Source organism: Clostridium frigoris (genome assembly GCF_018861865.1).
In the GTDB taxonomy this organism is placed as follows: domain Bacteria; phylum Bacillota; class Clostridia; order Clostridiales; family Clostridiaceae; genus Clostridium_AD; species Clostridium_AD frigoris.
Genome location: NZ_JAHLDV010000003.1, coordinates 85,465 through 109,096 on the forward strand (window position 1 = coordinate 85,465; position 23,632 = coordinate 109,096).

Annotated in this window: 30 protein-coding genes; 10 read left to right on the forward strand and 20 right to left on the reverse strand. The window is 28.5% G+C overall.

Features of this window, described 5'->3' with window-relative positions:
• Window positions 1-30 precede the first annotated feature (30 nt).
• The 9 genes from scfA to KPL37_RS02415 form a co-directional block, all read right to left on the reverse strand.
• Window positions 31-168, reverse strand: coding sequence for a six-cysteine ranthipeptide SCIFF (gene scfA / locus KPL37_RS02375; protein ID WP_216145797.1), 138 nt, complete (start codon window positions 166-168; stop codon window positions 31-33).
• A 69-nt stretch (window positions 169-237) separates the two neighbouring features.
• Entirely contained in the window at window positions 238-606 is a 369-nt protein-coding gene (locus tag KPL37_RS02380; protein ID WP_216145799.1) for a TIGR04086 family membrane protein, read from the reverse strand.
• 102 nt (window positions 607-708) lie between these two features.
• The gene (gene yajC / locus KPL37_RS02385) at window positions 709-999 is read right to left on the reverse strand and encodes a preprotein translocase subunit YajC (RefSeq protein WP_216145801.1); all 291 of its coding nucleotides are present in this window, start codon (window positions 997-999) and stop codon (window positions 709-711) included.
• 99 nt (window positions 1,000-1,098) lie between these two features.
• On the reverse strand, window positions 1,099-2,229 hold the full coding sequence (gene tgt, locus KPL37_RS02390; RefSeq protein ID WP_216145803.1) for a tRNA guanosine(34) transglycosylase Tgt: 1,131 nt from the start codon (window positions 2,227-2,229) through the stop codon (window positions 1,099-1,101).
• 57 nt (window positions 2,230-2,286) lie between these two features.
• Window positions 2,287-3,312 carry a tRNA preQ1(34) S-adenosylmethionine ribosyltransferase-isomerase QueA gene (gene queA, locus KPL37_RS02395; protein ID WP_216145805.1) on the reverse strand — a complete coding sequence of 342 codons (1,026 nt, stop codon included), beginning with the start codon at window positions 3,310-3,312 and terminating at the stop codon, window positions 2,287-2,289.
• Between the two features lie 88 nt (window positions 3,313-3,400).
• Window positions 3,401-4,399, reverse strand: coding sequence for a Holliday junction branch migration DNA helicase RuvB (gene ruvB, locus KPL37_RS02400; RefSeq protein ID WP_216145901.1), 999 nt, complete (start codon window positions 4,397-4,399; stop codon window positions 3,401-3,403).
• Between the two features lie 23 nt (window positions 4,400-4,422).
• The gene (gene ruvA, locus KPL37_RS02405; protein ID WP_216145807.1) at window positions 4,423-5,022 is read right to left on the reverse strand and encodes a Holliday junction branch migration protein RuvA; all 600 of its coding nucleotides are present in this window, start codon (window positions 5,020-5,022) and stop codon (window positions 4,423-4,425) included.
• Window positions 5,023-5,288: 266 nt separating this feature from the next.
• Window positions 5,289-6,056 carry a hypothetical protein gene (locus tag KPL37_RS02410; RefSeq protein WP_216145809.1) on the reverse strand — a complete coding sequence of 256 codons (768 nt, stop codon included), beginning with the start codon at window positions 6,054-6,056 and terminating at the stop codon, window positions 5,289-5,291.
• A gap of 97 nt (window positions 6,057-6,153) precedes the next feature.
• The gene (locus KPL37_RS02415; protein WP_216145811.1) at window positions 6,154-7,149 is read right to left on the reverse strand and encodes a YbgA family protein; all 996 of its coding nucleotides are present in this window, start codon (window positions 7,147-7,149) and stop codon (window positions 6,154-6,156) included.
• Window positions 7,150-7,357: 208 nt separating this feature from the next.
• Here KPL37_RS02415 and aat point away from each other — a divergent pair, with 208 nt between their 5' ends.
• On the forward strand, window positions 7,358-8,026 hold the full coding sequence (aat, locus tag KPL37_RS02420) for a leucyl/phenylalanyl-tRNA--protein transferase (RefSeq protein ID WP_216145813.1): 669 nt from the start codon (window positions 7,358-7,360) through the stop codon (window positions 8,024-8,026).
• Window positions 8,027-8,122: 96 nt separating this feature from the next.
• Here the strand turns inward: aat and splB are convergent, their stop codons facing one another.
• The 5 genes from splB to KPL37_RS02445 form a co-directional block, all read right to left on the reverse strand.
• Window positions 8,123-9,133 carry a spore photoproduct lyase gene (gene splB / locus KPL37_RS02425; RefSeq protein WP_216145815.1) on the reverse strand — a complete coding sequence of 337 codons (1,011 nt, stop codon included), beginning with the start codon at window positions 9,131-9,133 and terminating at the stop codon, window positions 8,123-8,125.
• An 83-nt stretch (window positions 9,134-9,216) separates the two neighbouring features.
• Complete coding sequence (locus KPL37_RS02430) at window positions 9,217-9,450, reverse strand: hypothetical protein (protein WP_216107090.1); 234 nt, start codon at window positions 9,448-9,450, stop codon at window positions 9,217-9,219.
• Between the two features lie 107 nt (window positions 9,451-9,557).
• A complete protein-coding gene (locus KPL37_RS02435; protein ID WP_216145817.1) occupies window positions 9,558-10,049 on the reverse strand; it encodes an LURP-one-related/scramblase family protein in 492 nt (163 codons plus the stop codon).
• A gap of 139 nt (window positions 10,050-10,188) precedes the next feature.
• Window positions 10,189-11,070 (reverse strand): methyltransferase domain-containing protein, encoded by an 882-nt coding sequence (locus KPL37_RS02440; protein ID WP_216145819.1) that lies wholly within the window; start codon window positions 11,068-11,070, stop codon window positions 10,189-10,191.
• Between the two features lie 39 nt (window positions 11,071-11,109).
• Window positions 11,110-12,150, reverse strand: coding sequence for an AI-2E family transporter (locus tag KPL37_RS02445; RefSeq protein ID WP_216145821.1), 1,041 nt, complete (start codon window positions 12,148-12,150; stop codon window positions 11,110-11,112).
• A 253-nt stretch (window positions 12,151-12,403) separates the two neighbouring features.
• Here KPL37_RS02445 and KPL37_RS02450 point away from each other — a divergent pair, with 253 nt between their 5' ends.
• Complete coding sequence (locus KPL37_RS02450; protein ID WP_216145823.1) at window positions 12,404-12,664, forward strand: thioredoxin family protein; 261 nt, start codon at window positions 12,404-12,406, stop codon at window positions 12,662-12,664.
• Between the two features lie 69 nt (window positions 12,665-12,733).
• On the opposite strand, the gene KPL37_RS02455 is transcribed toward KPL37_RS02450, so the two are convergent.
• The gene (locus tag KPL37_RS02455) at window positions 12,734-13,450 is read right to left on the reverse strand and encodes a hypothetical protein (protein WP_216145825.1); all 717 of its coding nucleotides are present in this window, start codon (window positions 13,448-13,450) and stop codon (window positions 12,734-12,736) included.
• Window positions 13,451-13,801: 351 nt separating this feature from the next.
• Complete coding sequence (locus tag KPL37_RS02460) at window positions 13,802-15,076, reverse strand: DEAD/DEAH box helicase (protein WP_216145827.1); 1,275 nt, start codon at window positions 15,074-15,076, stop codon at window positions 13,802-13,804.
• Window positions 15,077-15,525: 449 nt separating this feature from the next.
• Here KPL37_RS02460 and KPL37_RS02465 point away from each other — a divergent pair, with 449 nt between their 5' ends.
• From KPL37_RS02465 to KPL37_RS02485, 5 genes are all read left to right on the forward strand, one after another.
• A complete protein-coding gene (locus KPL37_RS02465; RefSeq protein WP_216145829.1) occupies window positions 15,526-16,395 on the forward strand; it encodes an SDR family oxidoreductase in 870 nt (289 codons plus the stop codon).
• Window positions 16,396-16,730: 335 nt separating this feature from the next.
• A complete protein-coding gene (locus KPL37_RS02470) occupies window positions 16,731-17,666 on the forward strand; it encodes a M15 family metallopeptidase (protein ID WP_216145831.1) in 936 nt (311 codons plus the stop codon).
• Between the two features lie 15 nt (window positions 17,667-17,681).
• Complete coding sequence (locus KPL37_RS02475; protein ID WP_216145834.1) at window positions 17,682-18,797, forward strand: amidase domain-containing protein; 1,116 nt, start codon at window positions 17,682-17,684, stop codon at window positions 18,795-18,797.
• A 43-nt stretch (window positions 18,798-18,840) separates the two neighbouring features.
• On the forward strand, window positions 18,841-19,140 hold the full coding sequence (locus KPL37_RS02480; protein WP_216145836.1) for a hypothetical protein: 300 nt from the start codon (window positions 18,841-18,843) through the stop codon (window positions 19,138-19,140).
• 274 nt (window positions 19,141-19,414) lie between these two features.
• On the forward strand, window positions 19,415-19,861 hold the full coding sequence (locus KPL37_RS02485; protein WP_216145838.1) for an RrF2 family transcriptional regulator: 447 nt from the start codon (window positions 19,415-19,417) through the stop codon (window positions 19,859-19,861).
• Between the two features lie 36 nt (window positions 19,862-19,897).
• On the opposite strand, the gene KPL37_RS02490 is transcribed toward KPL37_RS02485, so the two are convergent.
• Window positions 19,898-20,125, reverse strand: a complete 228-nt coding sequence (locus KPL37_RS02490; protein ID WP_216145840.1) for a hypothetical protein — start codon at window positions 20,123-20,125, stop codon at window positions 19,898-19,900.
• Between the two features lie 205 nt (window positions 20,126-20,330).
• On the opposite strand from KPL37_RS02490, the gene KPL37_RS02495 reads away from it, so the two are divergent.
• The gene (locus KPL37_RS02495) at window positions 20,331-20,945 is read left to right on the forward strand and encodes an MntP/YtaF family protein (protein ID WP_216145842.1); all 615 of its coding nucleotides are present in this window, start codon (window positions 20,331-20,333) and stop codon (window positions 20,943-20,945) included.
• A 247-nt stretch (window positions 20,946-21,192) separates the two neighbouring features.
• Window positions 21,193-21,651, forward strand: a complete 459-nt coding sequence (locus tag KPL37_RS02500) for a hypothetical protein (protein WP_216145844.1) — start codon at window positions 21,193-21,195, stop codon at window positions 21,649-21,651.
• A gap of 59 nt (window positions 21,652-21,710) precedes the next feature.
• On the opposite strand, the gene KPL37_RS02505 is transcribed toward KPL37_RS02500, so the two are convergent.
• The 3 genes from KPL37_RS02505 to KPL37_RS02515 all read right to left on the reverse strand — a co-directional run bounded on the left by KPL37_RS02505 (window position 21,711) and on the right by KPL37_RS02515 (window position 23,128).
• Window positions 21,711-22,130, reverse strand: a complete 420-nt coding sequence (locus KPL37_RS02505; RefSeq protein ID WP_216145846.1) for a hypothetical protein — start codon at window positions 22,128-22,130, stop codon at window positions 21,711-21,713.
• A gap of 237 nt (window positions 22,131-22,367) precedes the next feature.
• Complete coding sequence (locus KPL37_RS02510; RefSeq protein WP_216145847.1) at window positions 22,368-22,718, reverse strand: hypothetical protein; 351 nt, start codon at window positions 22,716-22,718, stop codon at window positions 22,368-22,370.
• 257 nt (window positions 22,719-22,975) lie between these two features.
• Window positions 22,976-23,128 (reverse strand): hypothetical protein, encoded by a 153-nt coding sequence (locus KPL37_RS02515; RefSeq protein ID WP_216145849.1) that lies wholly within the window; start codon window positions 23,126-23,128, stop codon window positions 22,976-22,978.
• Window positions 23,129-23,289: 161 nt separating this feature from the next.
• Here KPL37_RS02515 and KPL37_RS02520 point away from each other — a divergent pair, with 161 nt between their 5' ends.
• Window positions 23,290-23,490, forward strand: coding sequence for a hypothetical protein (locus KPL37_RS02520; protein WP_216145851.1), 201 nt, complete (start codon window positions 23,290-23,292; stop codon window positions 23,488-23,490).
• Window positions 23,491-23,632 lie beyond the last annotated feature (142 nt).

The window sequence follows — 23,632 nt, forward strand, 5'->3', positions numbered from 1 at the left end:
AACCCTAAGTTACTGCCCCCGTTAACATTATTAGTTTTCACAAGCTAAGTTAGCTACTGTACAAGAAGTTTTACATGCTGACTGACATGAATTAGCACATTCCTTGCATCCTGGTTTTTTTAAACTTTCTTTGATTGTTGCTGAATTTATAGTTTTTATATGTTTCATTTTTATTCCTCCATATCATAAAGTTGACCTATACATCATATCATAACATTCTAGCTAAATAAAGTAATTTTATAAATTTATTCCAAGCATTCCTGACAAAGTACCTATACCTAAAGCGAGTAAAGCCCTTACAATTTCACGCATACCGATAGCAGAACTTCCACCACCCAAAACCTTAACTAAGTACAAAAGTAACATGTAAGTTGTAGCAACCATAATACCCATTAGCCAACCCTTTTCCCCTGCTTTTTTAGCAGCAAATATAGATCCGTAAAGTACGCTCACAAGCGTTATTACAATATAAAAAACAGATGTAACCTTCATACTAGCTGGCAAAACAGTTGTCACTATAGAATAAATAACTAATATAATTAAGGTTAAAATTGCAGCCCTAAATACTCCCTCTCCAGCATAAGAATACTTTTTTTTATTTCCCATGTAATTCCCCCCCTTTTCTATAAATTACAATAAATAACTATTTTTTTATTGTAATCTATAATATTAATTATGATTTGAAAAGGGGTTTTATTACATAATTCACTACTTTTTCTCTACTACTTCATCAGTCTTTAAATTTATAACTGTACCAATTCCACTTTTTGATAACTTAATTCTAGTTCTGTCTGGACCACTTTCTAGTATAATATACTCATCTTGAATGTTGATGATTTTTCCCATCATACCGCCTTTAGTCATTACTTCATCATTTACTTTTAAATTGTTTAAAAGTGCAGCATATTTTTTCTTTCTTTTGTTTTCTGGTATAAATATTACTAGATAAAATACTGCTAGCATTAATACCATAGTAAACACACCTGATAATTGTCCCATCTATATTCCCCTCCTTTCAATAATTGTTTCTCTAACTTATAATAAAATAATTTTCCTATAATGATATATCTTATAGGCTAATTATATTATAGTAAATAATTATTTTCCTTCATTCCACTGCGCAAGTTTCTCAGCTTTAAATTCTTCAAAGCAATCATTATCAATAGCAGATCGTATATCCTCCATAAGTTTGTTATAAAAATATAAATTATGAAGTACACAAAGCCTCATTGCGAGCATCTCTTTTGCTTTAAATAAATGCCTTATGTAGGCTCTGGTATAATGTTTGCATGTAGGACACTTACAACCCTCATCAATTGGACCAGCATCTAGTTCAAATTTAGCATTAAACATATTTATTCTACCATCTTTTGTAAACACATTTCCATGTCTTCCATTTCTTGCTGGCAATACGCAATCAAAAAAGTCTACACCCCTTGATACCGCTTCTAATATATTACTCGGGTAGCCTACTCCCATAAGATATATGGGCTTATCTTGCGGTAAATGCGGAACAACTGCATCAATGATTCTATACATTTCTTCGTGGGATTCTCCAACAGCAAGGCCACCAATAGCATACCCATCTAGATTCATTTTACTAATTGTTTTAGCATGCTGTATTCTAATATCCTCATATGTTCCACCTTGATTTATACCAAATAACATTTGTTTGTTATTTATAGTATCGCTTAAAGAATTTAATCTATCCATTTCAATCTTACACCGTTCTAGCCACCTTGTAGTTCTTGCAACTGAATCTACAACATATTCTTTGGTAGAAGGATTAGGTATACATTCATCAAATGCCATAGCTATAGTCGATGCTAAATTACTTTGTATTTGCATACTCTCTTCTGGACCCATAAATATTTTCTTTCCATCAATATGAGAATTAAAGTAAACTCCTTCTTCTTTAATCTTTCTCATTTTTGATAAAGAAAACACTTGGAAACCACCCGAATCTGTAAGAATAGGTCTATCCCAATTCATAAATTTATGAAGTCCTCCCATTTTTCTCACAACCGTGTCTGTTGGTCTTAAGTGTAAATGATATGTATTAGACAATTCTACTTGACAGTTAATTTCTTTTAAATCCATAGTTGATACAGCACCTTTAATTACGGCTAGTGTACCCACATTCATAAATACAGGTGTTTGAATAGTACCATGAGGTGTTATAAACTCACCACGTCTTACTTTACCACTTTTCTTAAGTAATTTATACATAATTAACCCACTTTCTATACAATAATTACGAGTTAGCTCTTTATTGACTATTATTCATTAATGTAAAAACATTGCATCTCCAAAACTGAAGAATCTATACTTTTCTTTAACCGCTGTTTCATATGCTCCCATAATTAACTCTTTATCTGCAAAAGCACTAACTAACATTATTAGTGTAGACTCTGGCAAATGAAAGTTAGTTATTAATGCATCAACTATTTTAAATTTATATCCTGGATATATAAAAATGTCTGTCCATCCTGACTTTGCACATACTCTTCCATTATCATCTGCGATACTTTCAAGTGTTCTATTAGACGTTGTACCCACAGCAATTATTCTTCCACCATTTTCTTTTGTTTCATTTATTACCTGTGCTGTTTCACTATTTAACATATAGTGTTCAGAATGCATTTCATGTTCTTCGACTTCCTCAGCTTTTACAGGTCTAAAAGTACCTAAGCCTACATGTAATGTTACAAAAGCAATTTTAACACCTTTATCCTTGATTTGTTCAAGCAACTGTTTCGTAAAATGAAGTCCAGCAGTTGGAGCTGCAGCTGATCCTTCTTCTCTTGAGTATACGGTCTGATATCTTTCTTTATCTTTTAATTTTTCAGTAATATAAGGAGGAAGTGGCATCTCTCCAAGTTTTTCTAAAATTTCTTCAAAAATTCCATCATATTCAAATTCTACGATTCTACTTCCACCCTCCGAATCACTAATAACAGTTGCTTTAAGTTCTCCATTACCAAAAACAAATCTAGCCCCTATCTTTGCTTTCTTTCCAGGTTTAACTAAAGTTTCCCAATGATTAATATCTATTCTTTTAAGTAATAGGAATTCCATCTTACCACCAGTTTGCTCTTTAGCCCCCATTAGCCTTGCTGGCAAAACTCTAGTATCATTTAATACTAAACAATCACCTGGATTTAAATAATCTATTATATTTTTAAAATGTTTATGTTCTATTTCTTTTTTAGCCTTATTGATTACCATAAGCCTTGACTCATCCCTTTTCTCAAGTGGATGTTGCGCTATAAGTTCCTTTGGTAAATCAAAATAAAAATCCTTTACTTTCAAAATATTACACCCTTTCTTTATGCAAAGATAATTTAAATTTTAGGTCTATCATAATTAATATTATGAATTATTTAAGTTTATTTGCTTTTTATGTCTTTTGTGGTCTATTTAAATGTTGATATGCTTTTTTAGAAGCTATTCTTCCCCTTGGTGTTCTTATTATAAATCCTTTTTGAATTAGATATGGTTCATAAACATCCTCAAGTGTACCTATTTCTTCTCCTACAAAATAGGCTAAAGTTTCAATACCTACTGGCCCACCATTAAAATTATCTATAATAGCTTCAAGCATTTTGTTATCTATCCTATCAAAACCTTCGTCATCTATTTCAAGAAGCTCTGATGCAGATTTTGCTATATTCAAATCTATAATTCCATTTCCCTTAACATCACAATAATCCCTTACTCTTTTAAGCAAACGGTTTGCAATTCTTGGAGTACCTCTGGAACGTCTTGCAATTTCAGCTGCAGCATCTTGAGTAATAACTACTTTCAAAATAGATGCTGAGCGTATTATTATTTCTTGTAACTCACCTTGAGAATAATATTCCATAGAACTTAACACTCCAAATCTATCGCGAAGTGGTGCTGTTAATAACCCAATCCTAGTTGTTGCACCAATTAGCGTAAATTTGGGAAGATCAAGTCTTATGGATTTTGCAGATGCCCCTTTTCCTATAACAATATCAAGTGCATAATCTTCCATAGCAGGATATAAAATTTCTTCTACAGATCTGTTAAGTCTATGTATTTCATCGATAAAAAGCACATCATAATCACTAAGACTAGTTAAAATAGCTGCCAAATCACCCGCTCTTTCTATTGCTGGACCAGAAGTTACTTTTAAATTACCTTTCATTTCTTTCGCAATAATATTCGCGAGTGTTGTTTTACCAAGTCCAGGTGGTCCATATAAAAGCACGTGATCAAGAGCTTCATCTCTATTTTGAGCTGCTTTAATAAATATACTTAATTTTTCTTTTATTTTGGTTTGACCAATATATTCTCCAAGCTTTTGGGGTCTTAGCGAATACTCAGCATCCATATCTTCTTCTGTTATAGAAGAAGTTATAATTCTTTCCTCAATATCATCCATAGTATATTCCCACCTTAGTTCATTAAATATTTCAAACAATCTTTAATTATATTTTCAAGTGATTGTTCGTGACTTACAGCACTTATAGCCTTTTCTGCTTCTTTTTCAGAATATCCAAGTGACATAAGGGCACCCAAAACCTCCATAAGTTTTCTATCTTCTATTAAATTCATTCCTGAATTTCGAGATAAGTCCTTCGCGTCTGACTGCTCAAGATGTATTTTTTCTCTAAGCTCCAAAATTATTCTTTGAGCAATTTTCTTGCCTATACCTGGTGCACGAGTTAATGTCTTTTCATCCCCAGATACAATAGCATATTTTAAATTTGTTACGCTACAAATAGAAAGTAATGATAAACCAGCTTTTGACCCAACTCCATTTATACTAATTACAAGGCTAAACATCTCTATCTCATCTTTTGTTAGAAACCCATACAACCCAATAAAATCTTCTCTAACAATTTGTTTTATATATAATAATACAGTTTCATTTGTTTTAGGCATCTTAGCCATAGTACTTCCAGAAGTATATATTTTATAACCCATACCGTTGTTGTCTAGCACAATATAGTCTTTATTAAAGCCTACAAAAATGCCTTTTATATATTCGAACATAATACTTCCTCCTTGCTACTTTCTTTAGAATATTAATTATTAATTGTTATCCTTCTATTTTTATAGCAACATATATTACTTTACCACCTAAACGTTATTAATTCAATAAATAAGAGGTATGAAAATAAAAAAATATGGTAAAAAGCCTTAAGAAATATAATTCTCAAGGCTTTTTTATTAGAATAATACATTTCTTAAAGTTTTATCCTTTTAGAAAAGATACTTCCTAATGACATATTACATATTTCGTTATTCAAATTAATTTATCAAGACTTTAGTAACCCCATTGCATAATCAAATGCCTTTGCTGGAGATTTAAATTCTCCTTTTTCGTATTCGTCGCTATCTTCAATATTATTTTTAGTATCATCATCTTTGCTGTATTTTCTGCCACGAATAAGATCTTCCATAAGTCCATCTTTTTCTTTCAAGTCTATTATTTTAACATGTTGTAATTCGCCTTTATCTACAGCTTCAAAATCATATTTTTGTTGTTTCCCATCTGCCGAATAAACATTAGCATTAAATAGTTTACTGGCTGCTATGTTTCCATTTTTATCTGTTTTATATATTGTCACCATGTTATCATACACACCCAAGAAATATCTATTAGCCTTATAACTGTACCTATTACTTTTATTAACAAAAACTATTTCATCATTACCCATATTAAGAACTGAATAACCTTGATTTTTAAAATATTCATTTAGTTCTTCTTTAGTTTTTCTAATTAATACCTTTGAGCTATTAAAATACTTTTCAAGTACCATATTTCTTACTACATTGTCTTTATATTTAATCTTAAAAACAAATTTTGTGTCTGTTGCTACCCTATCCGAATTAGTAGTCACCGATGTTTGTAGTGTGTTGTCATTATCAATAATTTTGGATGTAAATTTTAAATATGGCAAATTACCACAAGTTTCAAGTTTTAAACTATTTTTATTCATATAATGTGTTAAAGAATAATTAGCACAAATAAAAGCTATAAAGATTATTGTTAAAAGTGAATATAAAATTTTTTTATTTTTCATATTTCCCCTCCTTATTTGGAATTATGTCCAAACGGAGGATTATCATTCAATAAATTAAAAATATATCACAATTGTACATAACATTTAAATTGTTTTATTATTTATCTAGACCTTTTCCAGAATCAGTAACATTATCTAATTCAAGCGGATAAGGTTCAAAGAAAGTTTGATTAATAAGATTTTTTTCTTCAAAACGTATAGCATTTGATTTTATAACATAAAGCGGAACACTAAAAGGTACTTTACTTTCTCTGTACTGCTCTATTGTATTTAAAATAAATTCTTTCTCTCTATGTGTTAGCTTATCTGAGAAATACCCCATAGATTTTATAAGTACGTTTATATTAGATGTATATCTCGGTAACTTGTTAAGTGCAAGGTTAAGGTTTATTGCATATTCTTTATAAACTTGTTTTGCACTTAATTCTCCATGTCTACCTATAATGCCTCCGAGTATTTTAAGTTGCTTTTGATTATATGACATAAGAAGAAGTTTATTAGTACTATGAAACTCAACTAGATCTTCTATAGACATACTTTCTTCTATAACTCTAAAATTTTTCATAATGTATAGTTTTGTTAAAAAATGCTGCCGTATATTGAAATTTTTAACCCTTCCATCATCCTCGATTACGGCACTAGGAAATTTATTCATTACTAGCTCGCCAAAAAGTCCTTTTCCTTTAACCGATGATGAACCCTTTTGTGTACCTTTATAAATTTTAACCTCCTTTATGCCACAAGATGGTGATTTACTTTTTAGTAAAAAGCCATCAACTTTCGGAAGATTTTTTAGGAATTCCTCTCCAAATTCAAACATTTCATTACTTAATTCCCTTTCAGTTACATGTTGCACTAATTTTATAGGTGATTTTTCATCTTCTTTTACAATCCTTATAGCTTCCCTAGGGGTATCTAACCCTATTTGAACTTCAGGGCAAACTGTTATAAACTCCACATAATCATTTAATTTATCTACTAAGTGGCAACCATCCATCTGACCATTATATCTACACGCTTCAAAACCTAAGCATCTACTCACAACAACTACTGGTTTAACACCACTTATTCTTTTTTTATAAGACAACTTCATATAAAAACATCCTCTCAATAATTTAGTATAATTTTTCATTAGATTATATATTTATATTACTTCAATATTTATTTTAGATTTCCTCTTTTTTATACTGCTCAATAATTTTCTTTTTAATAAATTTTTATATTCATCAATGTAAAACATGTAAGATTGCTCTTGGTAGTATATAATAACTTTTATAGGATATATGCTGAAAGGAGTTATTATGACAATTTATAGATTATCAAATGAATTAATATTCCCTCACCCATCTCTTTCAGATGATGATGGATTACTTGCCATTGATGGAGATTTATCGCCCGAGAGACTATTACTTGCATATTCTAATGGAATATTCCCTTGGTACTCAGATGATGAGCCAATACTTTGGTGGTCACCGAATCCAAGATTTATTGTTTATCCAAAAGATATAAGAACTTCCCACTCTATGAAAAAAATACTTAATAAAAATATATATAAAGTTACCTTTGATACTCATTTTAGGGATGTTATATCTAATTGTTCAAATTTAAGGCGTAAGGCTGGAACATGGATTACAAATGAAATGATCGAAGCTTACTGCCGCCTCCATGCACTGGGCTATGCACACAGCGTAGAAACTTGGTTCAATGATAAATTAGTTGGCGGACTATATGGCATAAGCATAGGAAAATGTTTTTTTGGTGAATCAATGTTTTCTACTATGGATAATGCTTCTAAAGTTGCCTTTATTACCTTTGGCAAAATACTAAAAGACAAGGAATTTTCAATAATCGACTGTCAAGTTCATACAAATCATCTTGAAAGCTTAGGTGCCGTTTATATGCCAAGAGAAAAATTTTTAGAACTTGTTGAAAAAGAGATATCAAAATTGCCTTTAAAATTATCATTATAAGCTACACAATATTAAAAATACTAAGTATAAAAATAAGTAAACATGAAAACCCAGTGCTTCATGTTTACCTGTTTTTATACTACAAAAGTTTAAATCCTAAGTGAAGTATTCAATTATTGCCAATTCAAAATTATTATTTATCAATTCTGAAATGTATTTTTTCATATCCTCGCTCTCTGGCTTCTTATATACATACTTGAATTTTCCATATGGTCCCCATTTTAACAACCTTTTTTCTTCATCCAAATCAAGTTTAGTATTTTTAAATCTCTGCACTATAAGTTCCTTTGCAGCTTTTGTAAATCTATGTTGTATAAGTTCAAAACTTACTTCATCATTGTAATCCGCAAGTGCTATTTTTAATGTTTCAAATAGTTCTTTATACTCCACCCTCCAATTATCATATATCATAATAGGTGCAATTATAAATCCTATTGGATACCCAGCTGCAGCTATTTTTTTGACTGCGCCTATTCTCTCTTTAAAACTTGAAGTATTATGTTCGAAATTATCTATTACATAAGGCGTGTTTAGAGTAAATCTAAATTTTGTATGTTTATTGTGTTTTAATGTTAAAAATGAATCAACATCGTCAAACTTGGTTACAAGTCTAAGTCTTCCTTTTTCACTTCTCCCAAAAAACTCTATACATTCTTTTAAATTTCCACTTAGGTGCTCAAGTGCAATTGGATCAGTTATACTTGCGCATTCAAAGGACGTTATACTAGGCATATTAGTTTCTATATATGTTTGTATATTTTCTAAAATTTCTTCAATATTTAGGAAAATTTTCATGAAAGGCTTCTCACCTTGAGTAGTTTGGAGATAACAATATTCGCAATTTGCAGGACATGAACTTGAAAGCGAAAATTGGTAATCTGCTGATGGTTTACAACTCACTAATTTTTTTTGACCATTTGTTGTAAAAAGAACGGTTTTTTTAGCTGTAGCATAGTTTTCCTCAGGAGACCCAGAGTCTATTACAACTTTTTTTGAATTAACTATGGGTACTTTTAACTTTTCTAAATATTCTATTGTTTTTTTTGATTCTTTGTATTTTAATATTTTTGGATCTATATATGCAATATCTGGTATAAATAACTTCATTAAATTCACCTCATAGGTATTGTTTTATTAAACAAAGTTATTTATACACTTTATCCTATTCATAAAATTATATACTTAATACCCTATCTAATATTGTATTTATTAATTACCTTATTTTTTAGTTTTTTACCCAATGTCTCACCTAAAAATCTATCAATCATATCGTCCTTAGTAGCCTTACCCTCTATAAATATATTGAATTTTTTACAAAGCTTGCTTAAATCACTTTTACTTATATCATAAGTTTTAATAAAACTTTTTGCAGTTTTAATACTAGTCATAGCTATTATTCGTTTATACATTTCATCATTAGTCATGATAACACCTCTAATCTTTTATTTAATAAATACATTATATCATCTTAAACGCAATCAATAAATCATTTATAATTAAACAATTATAATTGATTTATTACTTCTTATATTTATCCATTATTTTGTTTTTTGTTATCATGCAACACTTGGTCAATTACTATTACCATCGCTAATACAACCGCATAATCTTCTGATTCATTTATGTCTATCTCATAGGTATCTCCCCATGAAACCCACTTTTTGTTTATTTCTGCAATGGCATTACCATTTTTCACAATTGAAAAATCATGTGCTAAAAAATCTCCTTCAATCTCATAATTGCCAGTATTACTTTCTATATGAAATCTATTACTAAAAAAAGTAAATTCTTTCTTCACTTTGGCGATATAATTTCCATTTAAATATATATTGTATTGCGGCAAGAATTTAAATAACTTCTGTTCAATATATACAATTTCATTATGATTCATATCATACATTCTAAGCTTGTTTCCTATTGAAAAAAATTTCCCTTCTACATTAAATACATCATTACCTGAAACATCCTTTATGCTAAAATTGTCACTTATTGAAAATACCTTTTGTCTTATATAAAATTTCACACAAAATCCTCCTTTTGAAAAATTCATCCTGATATATTTTATTATACATTATAAATATAATACTACTAATTTATAATTATATTTTAAAACAAAATAATTGGGTACAGGATACTCCTACACCCAATTATTTATTATAATTTCACAAACATTTCTCATATACACTTATATTAAAATGAAGTGCCGTTGAAAGTTTAGAAGTCTCAATCGCTTTTTCTCTCATAGCATTGTCAAAGGTCCAATAATAAGGAGTCATTCTTATAAGATTTTTTACACTTTCTCTATCTTCTAACTGAATGTTATACTTAACTTCTGATTTCTTTATTAATTTAAAACCCTCAAAAATCGTTTCTTTTTCCTGATGCTTTCTGGCATTTACATATAATATCTCTTTTAAACCATATAAATGCTCAATCCCCGGTGTTACAACTACCAATTTCCCATTATCTTTTAGAACCCTTTTAAGTTCTAAATCATCAGAAGGTGCAAAATTTCTAATAATAACGTCTATAGTATTCGTCATTATGGGTAAATTAAAATTACTGCTAACTATAAAGTTTATTTCTTTATCTCTCTTAACTGCATAAGTAACTGCTGATTTCGATATATCTACGCCAAAAAAATTAAACTGCTTACTTAAAGGACATTTAGATTCATTTGCATAAATAGTTTCCTTAAGTCTTGATAAAAAATATCCTTCTCCACACCCAGCATCAAGTATATTTATATTTTTTTCACTCATGTTCGATATTATTATCTCATTAAGTTTATCCGAAAAAATGTGGTAATAACCTCTATTTAAGAAATCTTTACGACCTTCCATCATTTCTTTACTATCTCCAGGATCTTTAGTTTTCTTTTGATTAGCTAATAAAAGATTAATATATCCTTTGCTAGATATATCATAACTATGATTATTTAAACATACGCATTGTTTTTCATTTTTTTCAAGACTTAAATTGCAAACAGGACATTTTAATAAAGAATGCACATTTTCTATTACCACGAAATCACTACCTTCCAAAGAATAAACTAAAGTATTTTGTATATATTTCTTACATAATTAATCTTCCGTAATTTTAGGACTACTTTTTTCATTAAGATCCACGCCTACTAAATCTAATACGAATATAACTATTGGTATACCTAGCAAAAGACCCCATATACCCATAAAATGTTCTGATATTATTAAAGTTGTAAAAGTAAAAAATATTGGAAGATGTGTAGTGTCAGACATAAATTTTGGATTTAAAATATAGCTTTCAATGGCATGAATTATAAAAATCATAATAAGCACAAAAATAACTTTAACTAATCCACCTATTTTGAAGGCAATTAAGCATAGTGGTATTAGAGAAATAAATACTCCCGCCACAGGTACTAAACTTAAAACAAATATCATAAATGCAAGAGCAAATAATTGTGGAAAACCCATTATAGTAAGTCCTATAATTGATAATACTGTATTTGTAATTGCTATCATTATTTGAGCCTGAATTACTTTACCAAAAGAATTTAAGAAGTTGTTTCCAAAATAACTAAAATAATTATATGCACCCGATACTCTACTATGTTTAAACTTGTGTACAAAATTTAAAATCCCATCTTTTTCTAATATAAATACTAAACTTAATAGGAGTGCCATAAAGAAATTAATACTCCATTTACCTAAATTTGTTACAAAAAGCATAATACTTTGAATACCTGATTTGGCATAACTTGCTATATCAATTTGATTAAATATTGGTGACAGATACGCCATAACCCCTTTTGTGTTCTTAGCAAAATTTATATACTCCATTTTGTCTAAAATAAGTAAACTCTCTGATACTGCTATTGGTATATATTTTGCTGCTAGGAGCACTATACTTACTGTAATAAACATATATATAATTATAGTAATAATGGTGGGACTTACTTTTATAATTTTGTTAATTTGGCAAACTAATAAACTTTGCATACTATTCACTAAATAAGTAATCATAAAAGTTAATAAAATTAAATTAAAAATAGACCTTATTAAATACGCGAATAATACTATTATTGCAAATAATATCATTTTCATAACTGACTCTTTCTTACACAACTGTTTTATCGTTTGCATTTAAAATACTCCTTTATTTTCTTTTATTAGTTACTTTCAATAGATATTACATTCTTCTCCATTTATATCAGTATAAGATGTTATTTTTCAACTAATTCATTATAGCAAATTTTTTAACTTATTTCTATTAATTACTCTTAATAACCTTAATTTTATAATTTACCATAAAGCACTACGTATAAGAAAAATAGTGTATACTATTAATGCATCTAATAATATTATATCCTAAATAGAAAGTTTGGTGGTGAAATAAATGAAACCAATAATTATGTTTGTAACTGAATGGTGTCCCTACTGTAAAAAAGCACTTGGTTGGATGGAAAACATAAAAAAACAAAATCCAGAATATGCTGATATAGAAATTAAAATAATCGATGAAGAGCTAGAGCCTGATATAGCAAAACAATATACTTATTATTATGTACCTACTTATTATGTAGATGGCATAAAGGTTCATGAAGGCGTTGCTTCTAAAAATATTATTAATAGGATATTTGAAAAAGCTTTTAAATAAAATAGTTCTTAATAAGTTATCAATACAAACATTAGGAAGAAAGTTTCATAACTATCTTCTTGATGGTTTTTACATTCTATATTTATAAATCTCTATTCTAAAAGTATTTTCTATTTCTTTATAATTCATAATACTTTCAATCTTTATAGTATATAAATCATTTTTTTTTGACATGCTTATAGTGCTTTTTCTTATTTCTGATAATGCTGATCTATAAATGTTTATTTTCCTATTATATCTATCTATACTATTATTGAAATCATGTCTCTCCTTTTGTATTTTATTTTTTCTTTCATCACATTGTTTTATTTTTATTTTTATAATTAACTCATTAGAATAATTGGTATAAACTTTTTTATATTCGCTAAAAATTATTTTTTTGATAACTTTAAATTTTTCTCTACTCAAAAAAATTTCAAGTGCTCCATGTAATGCCCTCCCTTGTTGCTTCTCGTCATTTAAAATAGTTTCTAATTTCTTTATATTGAATTTTATTTCTTTAATATTTTTCTTATTAACTATAATTTTATCTCTAAGTTCTATTTTATTTTTTTCATTATTTCTCATTCTAAATTTATTTAAATTTATACTATCAGTGAGTATTTTTTTATTCAATTCTAAAGATTCACTATTGAACTTTTGCATCTTAAATAGTTTGCATATGTCTATTCTAGAATTACTAAAGTTTTCAATTAAATCTTCTAATTTTCCTACATTAGAATCATATAACTGAAATTCTTTTACTATAGAACTAAATATAAAATTATCTTTTGATGTCAAAGTCATTATTTAAATCCCCCTTTGAATTATTAATTATTTATTTTTATTTTTTAAAATTGGTGTATACCTTTCTAATCCTTGGATATACTATTATTGTAGTCGACAAACAAACATTAAACTTATAGTAGGGAGATGTTAGTTATGTTAAATAATAAATTATTTGTAATTTTACGCGCAAGCAGTATTGCTAGGGCTAAAAACGGTGACTACTAACTAATTCTGTATGAAAATTAAAATACAGAATAGTAAATTCATATATTAATATGGATTAGTAAAGCCAATGATTATTAATATGGATTAGTAAAGCCAATGATTATTATAAATAATCATTGGCTTTATTTTTTTATCCTATATTATTTATCTTGTTGTTCGCGTATTTTTATGAGGATTTTGACCTTGTGCACTTCTTCCATTTCTCCTAGCATAGCCATTAGAACGAGATTTTCCTGTAGAATTTTTTTTAACATCCCCCTTAGTAACTATCGCTACAACATTACTTGCAGGATAAGGATGATCCTCTATTACTGGTATTGATTTAGATATAACCTTCTCAATATCCTTAAGAAAGGGCTTTTCTTCAACATCACAAAACGATAATGCAACTCCACCTAGCCCTGCTCTGCCAGTTCTTCCTATTCTATGAACATAAGTCTCTGGAATATTTGGTAAATCAAAATTAATTACATGAGATAACTCATCTACATCTATTCCTCTTGCTGCAATATCGGTCGCAACTAATACTCTTGTTATTCCTTGTTTGAAATTATTTAAGGCAAGTTGCCTTGCATTCTGCGATTTATTACCGTGAATAGCTTGAGACTCTATTCCTTCATTATTTAAGTCCTTAGTAATTTTATTTGCTCCATGTTTCGTTCTTGAAAATACTAAAGCAGAAACTATAGATTTATCTTTTAGCAAATGAACAAGCAATGATTTTTTATCTTTTTTATCTACAAAATATACTGCTTGCTCAATAAGTTCTATAGTTGATGAAACAGGTGTTACTGCTACTTTAACTGGATCCACAAGAATATTATCAACAAGCTTTGAGATTTCATTAGGCATTGTTGCTGAAAATAACATAGTTTGTCTAATCTTTGGCAATTGTGCTATTATTTTTTTTACATCACGTAAAAAACCCATGTCAAGCATACGGTCTGCCTCATCAAGTACAAACATCTCAACATGATGTATGTTTATGAATTTCTGCTGCATAAGATCAAGTAATCTACCAGTTGTTGCAATTAAAATATCTACTCCACCTTTTAAAGCATCAGTTTGTTTTTTTTGTGATACTCCTCCAAAAATAACAGTACTAGTAAGATTCATGTATTTACCATACGATTCGAAACTTTCTCCAATTTGAATTGCAAGTTCTCTCGTAGGTGCAAGTATTAAAGCCTTAATATTTTTAGGTCCTTTTATAACCTTTTGTTTTCCACAAAGAGTTTGTAGTATAGGAATAGCAAATGCTGCAGTCTTTCCAGTACCTGTTTGTGCACATCCTAGAAAATCTTTACCTTCTAATATGCTAGGAATTGAGGCCTCTTGTATAGGCGTAGGTTCCTCATATCCCTCATCTTTTAATGCTTTTTTTATTGGTGTAATGAGATTTAAATCTTCAAATAACATTTTTTCTCCTTTGGAAGTGGCTGTCTTTAACTTTAAATGTCACAAATCATTAATATCCTGTTATGAATCTTCTTGAAAATTGGAAACAACAACTTTCTTCCATGATTATATTGCATCTAAGAAACCACCCTTTATTAGTGATATGAGTATATTTAGGCTGATTAATCTTCATTTAACTTTGACTTTATAGGTCTTTTATATATAAATAAATATGTTTCTCTTTTATCAACTTCAATTTTTCAATTTAAATGTTCGTAACACTCATATTTTTTAATTATAACATATTTCTAGTCTTCTAGCTATTATTCTGATTTTTACAACCCTATAATAAAGAATCTAATAAGTTTTTAATTTTTTTTTCATATACTTAATTTTAAGCGAATATTAATTGCGAATTACCATAAACTACAGCTATAAAATATATTTTATTTACAAAAGGAGACATTTTTATGAATGAAAGCTTTAGTTTCCCCATTAACATACCTAAGCAACACCAAGACCAACAACCAGGTTTTGAAGTACTAATGAACCCAAAACCTATTTTTGAGGATCCAAATTGCATAGGTTCTGGAAAGTTACTCAATAAAGTTACCCTAATCACAGGTGGAGATAGTGGAATAGGTAGAGCAGTTGCTCTTGCATATGCAAGAGAAGGATCTGATATAGCAATAGTATATCTTAATGAACATGAAGATGCGACAGAGACTAAAAGGCTTATTTGCGCAAAGGGTAGACGGTGTATATTGATTGCGGGAGATATTGGCGACGATACTTTCTGCGTAAATGCTGTCAACAAAACAATAAAGGAATTAAGTAAAATAGATATTCTTATAAATAATGCTGGAGAACAGCATCCTCAAAACAGTATTGAAGATATTACAAAAAAGCAACTAGAAAGAACTTTTAAAACCAATATTTTTGGAATGTTTTATATGGTTAAATCAGTATTACCATATTTAAAGGATGGCGCCACAATTATAAATACATCCTCAGTCACTGCTTACAAAGGACATAAATCTTTAATTGATTACTCATCAACTAAAGGCGCAATAGTTACATTTACTCGTTCTCTCGCTCTTTCCCTAGCAAGTAGAAAAATACGAGTGAATGCAGTAGCTCCAGGCCCTATATGGACACCACTTATACCTTCTTCTTTCAGTGAAAGTGAGGTTAGTGAATTTGGAAGTAATACTCCTATGGGAAGACCTGGCCAGCCAGTTGAGCTTGCCGAAACCTATGTGTTCTTAGCATCAAATGGTGCCTCATATATAAGTGGCGAGACTATTCATGTTAATGGTTGTACTGTTATCAATGGATAATACAACCTACTAAGCAATTAGCATATTTGATATCATTTTTGTCCTCAAAAAAGGTTTTAACAAAGTAAAAAATAAGCAAATAGGCAGCAATGCATTGCTGCCTATTACTATTAAATATGTTATTTGAATTTTTTTCCTTAATCATTTACTTATTACATATAGAACTATAGACATATTTCTTTATATTTTGGAAAATTCATATATATTTTATTAATATATCCACACATATAATAATTGTTCATAGGCAACTATATATAGCAAAAGCATTATTAAAAGTAATTTAATTTTTATAAATTTGTAATATTAAGAATACTTATAAGGAGGAAAATTTTATCATGAGAAAAATGTTTATTGTTACGCTTATTGTAAGTTTGCTTCTGAATACAGAAAACATAACACTAGCTTTGGCTACAACTGATACAAACAAACAAGAGAAAAACAATATATATAATGTAACAATGAAACAAGATATTTTATGTTTAATGATGGCATATCCTGAATATATTAAAAATATAGAAGAAAATAACGGATATGTATATCTAATTATGAAATCAGGTAAAAAACTATGCTACGATGACAAAAAAGTAAAAACTATTCAAGAAAAGCTTATAAACCCAGACCTGCAAGATACTTTAGAGCAAATTTATCCCTTATCTCCTACTAAGGAAATCATGATATCAGATTTTGATCCAGGACGTTATAGATCTTATGGATTACTACATGAAGTCTATGGTGAATCAAAAGAAATCATAGAAAACAATCTCACAAAAGTTAATATTATTTATAATAATTATCAATTTAATAAGAAAAATAAAGCATCTAATTCACTAAAAACAGTTATGGAAGAAATAAACCCTATATTAAAAATGGATCAAAATTTGAGAAACTGTCTTTTGCCTTGCAGTGGTACTTTTAACTATCGAGTAATTTCAGGTACTAGTAGATTAAGTCCACATTCTTTCGGAATTGCTATTGATCTTGCCAGTGACAAAAGAGACTATTGGAAATGGGCTACCAAAGATGCTGGTGAAAAAAGATTAATGTCATACTCCTCTGAACTTGTAAAAATATTTGAAAAAAACAATTTTGTTTGGGGAGGCAAATGGTCTCACTTTGATATTTTACATTTTGAGTATAGACCTGAAATTATTCTAAAAGCTCGCTATTTCTCAAATAATAAAGTTCTAAAAAAAGCATGGTATGAAGGCTCTCCGATACAAGAAACAGCTACAAAAAATGCAATAGATGAAATCGATTCATTAATAAAATAATAGGAGTATAATATTATGAATTTACGTAAAATTGAAAAGTCACAATTATTCAAACTTAAATTATTTATATTTGTTATCCTTCTTTTATCAATGCACGTTTATAATGGTAATTATGCAAATGCTATTACTGATGAATCCAAAAAAGAAGTAACAACTTATATAACCCAAATTTTTAAAAACAGAAACAAAGCAATATTAAATGGAGATTTAGAACTAATACAATCATTTTATAATATGGACACAAAATATGGGACCTGGGCATATGAATATGAAAAGAAAAAAATGGATTACATTAATAATTGGGCCGAAAAACAAGGAATTAAATTTACGGATATTGTTCCAACTTTAATTATAAAAAGAATTAGAGAGAACAATGGTAATTTTTCAATATATTTATTGTGCTCTACTGAATACAAATATATATACATGGATCAACCAAAACTAGAAAACACATCAAAAATCGGAACATACCACAACTTGCAACTTGTGAGTAAAGATGGTTCTTGGGTTATCTCTAAAGAATGGTATAAAGATCCTTTCGCAAATTCTTTAGACCTAAATAATATAAAAGCAGATTCCATAAAAAAATATATATTACTTCAAAAACCAAGAGATTTAAAATTTATAGACCAAAGACGAATAAATGCTGTAACTTACGCAGATAAATATTGTGGTGCTGCTAGTGATGGTTTGTATAAATACAAATATAACACTATTTATCGTGACTATAATCCTCAAGGTGGAGATTGTGCAAATTTTGCATCACAAATTCTTTTTGAAGGTGGAAAATTTAGAAAAAATTCCACATGGAATTCAGATAAAAACGGAGCAACAAAAGCTTGGCTTAATGCTGATAGCTTTAAAAGATATATGATATATAGCGGGAGAGGCTCAGTAATTGCCTATGGAAGTTATGACAAAGTGTATAAAGCTAGTTATAAATTGCTTCCAGGAGATATTGTTGCTTATGAAAAGAAAAACGATATTACTCATATTTCTGTTGTTACAGGGGCTGATTCAAGAGGGTACTCTCTAGTTAGTTGTCATAATTCTGATAGAAGTAAAGTGCCTTGGGACCTTGGATGGAGTGATAAAAATATTAGATTTTGGTTAATTAGTGTTCATTTTTAATAAAATATATTTAAGCAATAACTTATAAGGAGGTGAGTTTTATATGAAAACAGAAGAACAAATCAAATCAGAAGTAACAAGACAAGTTATAGATAATATGAAAACATCCTTAAATGATGAATTAACTGAGGTTGAAAAAGAATTTGAAGAGACTTATAAAAGTAAACTTGAGCAAGAAATACAATATACTTTAGAACTCTCAGAGACTGGTCTCGCACATAATTCAACTAAAACAATAAAAGTAGAAAACAAAAAGCTGCTACAACAATTAGATAATATAAGGAGTGATAAAATTAAAGTTGAGAACAAAATAAAAACTTTAAATGAATTTGAGAATATATAATTTTAATTGTATTTTAGATTTAATTACGCATAAGCCTATAAGGTTTATAGGCTTATGTGTTTTTTCACCAAATTGAAGTATAAAAACTGTATTAGTTGTAATACTCTCGTTAGTAAAAAATTATTTATAAATTCTGAATTTACTACTAAATTATAAATATTCCTTTGCTACGCCAGTTGACTTATGCTTTTTAATATAGTATTATTTATTTTAGTAAATAAATTATATTATGATATATTTATATTTTATAATTGATAAGGAGAATTAACTTACCATGAATATTTCTACTAAAGGAAGATACGGTTTAAGAGCAATGGTAGATATAGCTGTGCATTCATTTGGTGACTATATACCATTAAAAATTATCGCTGAAAGACAATCAATTTCTGAAAATTATTTAGAACAAGTTTTTTCAATACTTAGAAAAGCTAAACTAGTGAAAAGCGCACGAGGATCACAAGGTGGTTATACTCTTTCAAATGAAGCATCAAAAATCACAGTAGGTGAGGTTTTAAGAATCCTTGAAGGTGACTTAAATATCGCAGGTGATGATGATGGAGATGCAGGTCTTGATAATAACATTAAAGTTTGTATAGACACTATAGTATGGCAAGAAGTTAATAAGCAAATTAATAAAGTTATGGATTCTGTAACTTTACAGGATCTAGTAGAAAAATATAATAGTCTAAACGCAGAGTATACCTTAGACTTTATAATATAAATAAGGAATAATAGTACCTTTATTACACAAGTGCTATTATTCTTTATTTATGTCTATGAACATTTCCCAATTTATCTCTACTTCAAAAAACTCTTGATCAATTGTTACTATACATCGATGTTGTGGTGAAATATTTTTTAGACCTTCTTCTATTTGCTTAAGAATAATGTTATTATACTCTTCGCTATAATAACATCTATCTACCACCACATCATAAATTAATGTTTTTTCTCGAACATCTCCTATTACTCTAAAATCATGCATGTAATGACACCACTCCCTTATTCAATATTTTATATCTATCCTATTTAATTAAAACTACCACTATTATTATGCAGTTATAGAGCTTAGTGATTTTTTATTTTGCTAATTATATTAGTTCTTAAATTTAGACATGATTAAATGTTTAATCACCTTATAAGGTTGCATTTCATATATTGAAATGCAAATGATAAAAAGGGAGAACTATATGGATTTAATTTTATCTGCATTATCATTTAGCTTATCATCTAACCTAGATAACGTAGTTATAGGAATTGCTTATGGAATAAAAAAGGTAAGAATAGGGATAATTGCAAATCTCATAATAGCAATTGTCACATCTACAGCAACATTTTTATCTATGTTAATTGGGGCTTATATATCGAATTTTTTACCTCGCACTGCATCTAATGGATTAGGTGCTATTGTTATTATTATTTTGGGATTGTATTTTGTATCCCAAAGCATAATAAAACTTCTTAATAATACTAAGTCAAAGGAACTTGCTTTAAAAGATATTACTGATATGATAGAGTATGCTGAAAAGTCAGATTTAGATAATTCTGGTGACATAAGTAATAAAGAAGCACTCATTATAGCATCTGGACTAACCTTTAACAATTTAGGGACAGGGATTGCCGCAAGCATAACAGGGGTTAGTATCCAGTTTACAGTTATATCAACATTTATATTAAGTTTTCTTGCAATTAAATTTGGTGAAGCTGCAGGTAATCATATCTTGGGTAAAATTTTAGGTAAATTTGCCCCATTATTTTCAGGTATATTGCTAATAATACTTGGTATTATTGAATTTATTAATTAATATTTTCAATTTTTGGCATGAAGATTATTAGTAAATATTATTTGAAATGATTAGAACACAAATATACCTAATACAATATAAGATATTCCTATGTTGTATTAGGTATAAATTAGATTGTTGAATCTATTATATATATTTACAAATTTAATTTTATTATAAATAAGTAATAAAAAATATGGATAATTCCTATTATTAAGAGTAAAATTAAAATCATAAACATTTATTGTTAAATAAGGGAGGAATATTTTTGGATATAAATCAAATATCACAATTATCACAGATCATGGGTATTTCAGGCACACAATCATCTACAGGAGTTTCAGGAAGTGATACTAATACCTGTTTTGAAACTTTGCTTAAGCAAATAGTGGACAATTCACAAAAACAGACTTCAACTAATATTGGGACAAGTGTTCCTAGCATTGACGATAAAACTAGCAGACTAGATAGTTTATCACTACAATCACAAAAGGCTCAACAGCTTCAACAAATGATGCAGATTATGACAACTCAAAACGCAGACAGTAGTTCAAGTACAGGTACAAAACGAATTAACGATAGTTCAGAAAGTCTCTTTCCAAGTACAAATAATAAAAAAGACTTATCTCAATTAATACAAACTATAATGCAGCAACAAAATAATACAGGTAGTAGCAATAATAATGCGAATTTAATAAATACTGTTCTAAGTAATAGTATTTTATAAATTAAAAATTTACATATTTTATTAGTAAAATAAAAGCACCCTTATGGGTACTTTTATTTTTACTTTATGCTTATTGCTTCTTCATTTAGTTCAAATAAGTCCTGTAAAATCCCATCGATAATATTTTCATCAATAAATGCTTTCAATTTCGGATTACGTTCTTCTGTATTAATATACTGAAGAAAATACCCACCTACTTTTTTTGCAATGCTTAATTTAATAGATATATTTTGCTCTATTCCCTCATTATTAAATAAACTAAATGTAACGTTATTATCCGTATATTTTATTTTAACCTTTTTATAATACCTAATATCTATATATTCGTTTAAATCTGTTATTGCTCGAATATTCTTTATATTATACTTATCCAAATTTTTATTAAAAACATCTACAAAGTTTTGCATTGCTTTGCTAATTATAGTTTTATCAATAGTCATATTCCTAAATTGCAAAACCAATTCTTCCTTCCAATTCATCTTATCACCCCCCCTTACCAAACATATACCTACTAGATTTGAATAATTTAAAATGTATATAAACATGTACAATATATATCCTCCTATTAAACTATTCATAAGAAATAAAAAAGATACTGTATTTGTGTTCATTTTACTATATTTTCATAATGAATATACCCTACAGCTTAGACATTTCCTTGTCTACCCTATAGGGTATATTTTTAATCTTCATTATCTATTAATGGCCTAACAATTTCACTCACATGGATATATATAATTAGCTGCAGTACGAACTTCTATTTCATCTGGATCGCTTAAATCGTCATCTGGAAGTACAAATACTAATTTTCGTTCAATTGTACCACACTCGTTGCTACTACATTCATTTCTACATACTATAGTAATAAATCCTCTAAAAGCAAGTATTCTATGGAACTTATCATATATAATACATGCAATAGCAACTTTTTTATCAAAACATACGTTATTTACTTGTATTCTTACAGTTAATAGTCTAGCACCATGCTTTTCCATATCTACTGGATCCGCATTAATAACATTACATAAATCACATGAGCATTTATTGCACTTATCATTTTTACCCATTTAATAAAACTCCTTTTCATATAAAATTTTACACATATCGCTTCAATATTTTTTCAATATAACCTTTTACATTGATATATGTTCTCCTAAATCAGATTAATATCCTAAAATACCTAATTTATATCGAGAATTAGTTTAATTAATGGGTTTATATATAATTTTGATAATGTATACTCTACGCTATAATGTATTCGGTAGTAAATATTTCTGTGAATTAAATCAAAGATAAAGAGCCCAAAGGAGTTCCTCTGCGCTCATTAACTATTTTTAAAATTAATAATTACTACTTCACTACACTTTTTACATACTAATACAGCACTTCCATCGTTACAGTTTTTAAATTCAAATTCTGTAATGGGTTTATCTGTTTTTAAGTCTTCAATATTTCCACATTTGCACATTAACTTCATTCTAAATCCTCCATTCACTCAAACATCCTTAAATTATTGTACATCAAATCTTACAAAATATCCACTAACGAATAGTTAATGCATTCCTAATTTTTTGATTTTAAGTATCAATTTAAATAAAGCAACATATTATATAATGACAAAAGTCAAGGAGTGATGTTATGTCAATGCATGAAAATAGACAACCTTATACTGATTGTTGTAGAGATTATTATGGTAAATGTGATTGTTGCGATCCATGGAGTGATCCTTGGAGTGATCCTTGGAGTGAACCTTGGAGTGAACCTTGGAATAACTTATGGTGTGATGATAATTGTTATAAAAAAGAACATTCCAATAACTGTTGCTATAAAGAAAACTAATATAATAGCGGAGTTGATATTTAAGTGCAACTCTGCTATATTAACATAACATTATTATTCAACTCACAAATGATTATATAATAAATATGTCTTTTTAAGAACTATGATAAAGATTGTTTTAGATGTTGATAATCCTTTTATA

Bases quoted from the DNA above. Each gene is read 5' to 3' on its own strand.
- splB (WP_216145815.1), bottom strand. From the start codon at position 9,133: ATGAAGTTATTTATACCAGATATTGCATATATAGATCCAAAAATATTA.
- KPL37_RS02475 (WP_216145834.1), top strand. From the start codon at position 17,682: ATGAATTTACGTAAAATTGAAAAGTCACAATTATTCAAACTTAAATTA.
- KPL37_RS02415 (WP_216145811.1), bottom strand. From the start codon at position 7,149: ATGAAGTTGTCTTATAAAAAAAGAATAAGTGGTGTTAAACCAGTAGTT.
- KPL37_RS02460 (WP_216145827.1), bottom strand. From the start codon at position 15,076: ATGTTATTTGAAGATTTAAATCTCATTACACCAATAAAAAAAGCATTA.
- KPL37_RS02505 (WP_216145846.1), bottom strand. From the start codon at position 22,130: ATGAATTGGAAGGAAGAATTGGTTTTGCAATTTAGGAATATGACTATT.
- ruvA (WP_216145807.1), bottom strand. From the start codon at position 5,022: ATGTTCGAATATATAAAAGGCATTTTTGTAGGCTTTAATAAAGACTAT.
- KPL37_RS02490 (WP_216145840.1), bottom strand. From the start codon at position 20,125: ATGCATGATTTTAGAGTAATAGGAGATGTTCGAGAAAAAACATTAATT.
- aat (WP_216145813.1), top strand. From the start codon at position 7,358: ATGACAATTTATAGATTATCAAATGAATTAATATTCCCTCACCCATCT.
- tgt (WP_216145803.1), bottom strand. From the start codon at position 2,229: ATGTATAAATTACTTAAGAAAAGTGGTAAAGTAAGACGTGGTGAGTTT.
- KPL37_RS02495 (WP_216145842.1), top strand. From the start codon at position 20,331: ATGGATTTAATTTTATCTGCATTATCATTTAGCTTATCATCTAACCTA.
- KPL37_RS02455 (WP_216145825.1), bottom strand. From the start codon at position 13,450: ATGACTTTGACATCAAAAGATAATTTTATATTTAGTTCTATAGTAAAA.
- KPL37_RS02520 (WP_216145851.1), top strand. From the start codon at position 23,290: ATGTCAATGCATGAAAATAGACAACCTTATACTGATTGTTGTAGAGAT.
- KPL37_RS02430 (WP_216107090.1), bottom strand. From the start codon at position 9,450: ATGACTAATGATGAAATGTATAAACGAATAATAGCTATGACTAGTATT.
- yajC (WP_216145801.1), bottom strand. From the start codon at position 999: ATGGGACAATTATCAGGTGTGTTTACTATGGTATTAATGCTAGCAGTA.
- KPL37_RS02515 (WP_216145849.1), bottom strand. From the start codon at position 23,128: ATGAAGTTAATGTGCAAATGTGGAAATATTGAAGACTTAAAAACAGAT.
- KPL37_RS02410 (WP_216145809.1), bottom strand. From the start codon at position 6,056: ATGAAAAATAAAAAAATTTTATATTCACTTTTAACAATAATCTTTATA.
- KPL37_RS02510 (WP_216145847.1), bottom strand. From the start codon at position 22,718: ATGGGTAAAAATGATAAGTGCAATAAATGCTCATGTGATTTATGTAAT.
- scfA (WP_216145797.1), bottom strand. From the start codon at position 168: ATGAAACATATAAAAACTATAAATTCAGCAACAATCAAAGAAAGTTTA.
- KPL37_RS02465 (WP_216145829.1), top strand. From the start codon at position 15,526: ATGAATGAAAGCTTTAGTTTCCCCATTAACATACCTAAGCAACACCAA.
- KPL37_RS02470 (WP_216145831.1), top strand. From the start codon at position 16,731: ATGAGAAAAATGTTTATTGTTACGCTTATTGTAAGTTTGCTTCTGAAT.
- KPL37_RS02445 (WP_216145821.1), bottom strand. From the start codon at position 12,150: ATGCAAACGATAAAACAGTTGTGTAAGAAAGAGTCAGTTATGAAAATG.
- KPL37_RS02450 (WP_216145823.1), top strand. From the start codon at position 12,404: ATGAAACCAATAATTATGTTTGTAACTGAATGGTGTCCCTACTGTAAA.
- KPL37_RS02480 (WP_216145836.1), top strand. From the start codon at position 18,841: ATGAAAACAGAAGAACAAATCAAATCAGAAGTAACAAGACAAGTTATA.
- KPL37_RS02485 (WP_216145838.1), top strand. From the start codon at position 19,415: ATGAATATTTCTACTAAAGGAAGATACGGTTTAAGAGCAATGGTAGAT.
- KPL37_RS02380 (WP_216145799.1), bottom strand. From the start codon at position 606: ATGGGAAATAAAAAAAAGTATTCTTATGCTGGAGAGGGAGTATTTAGG.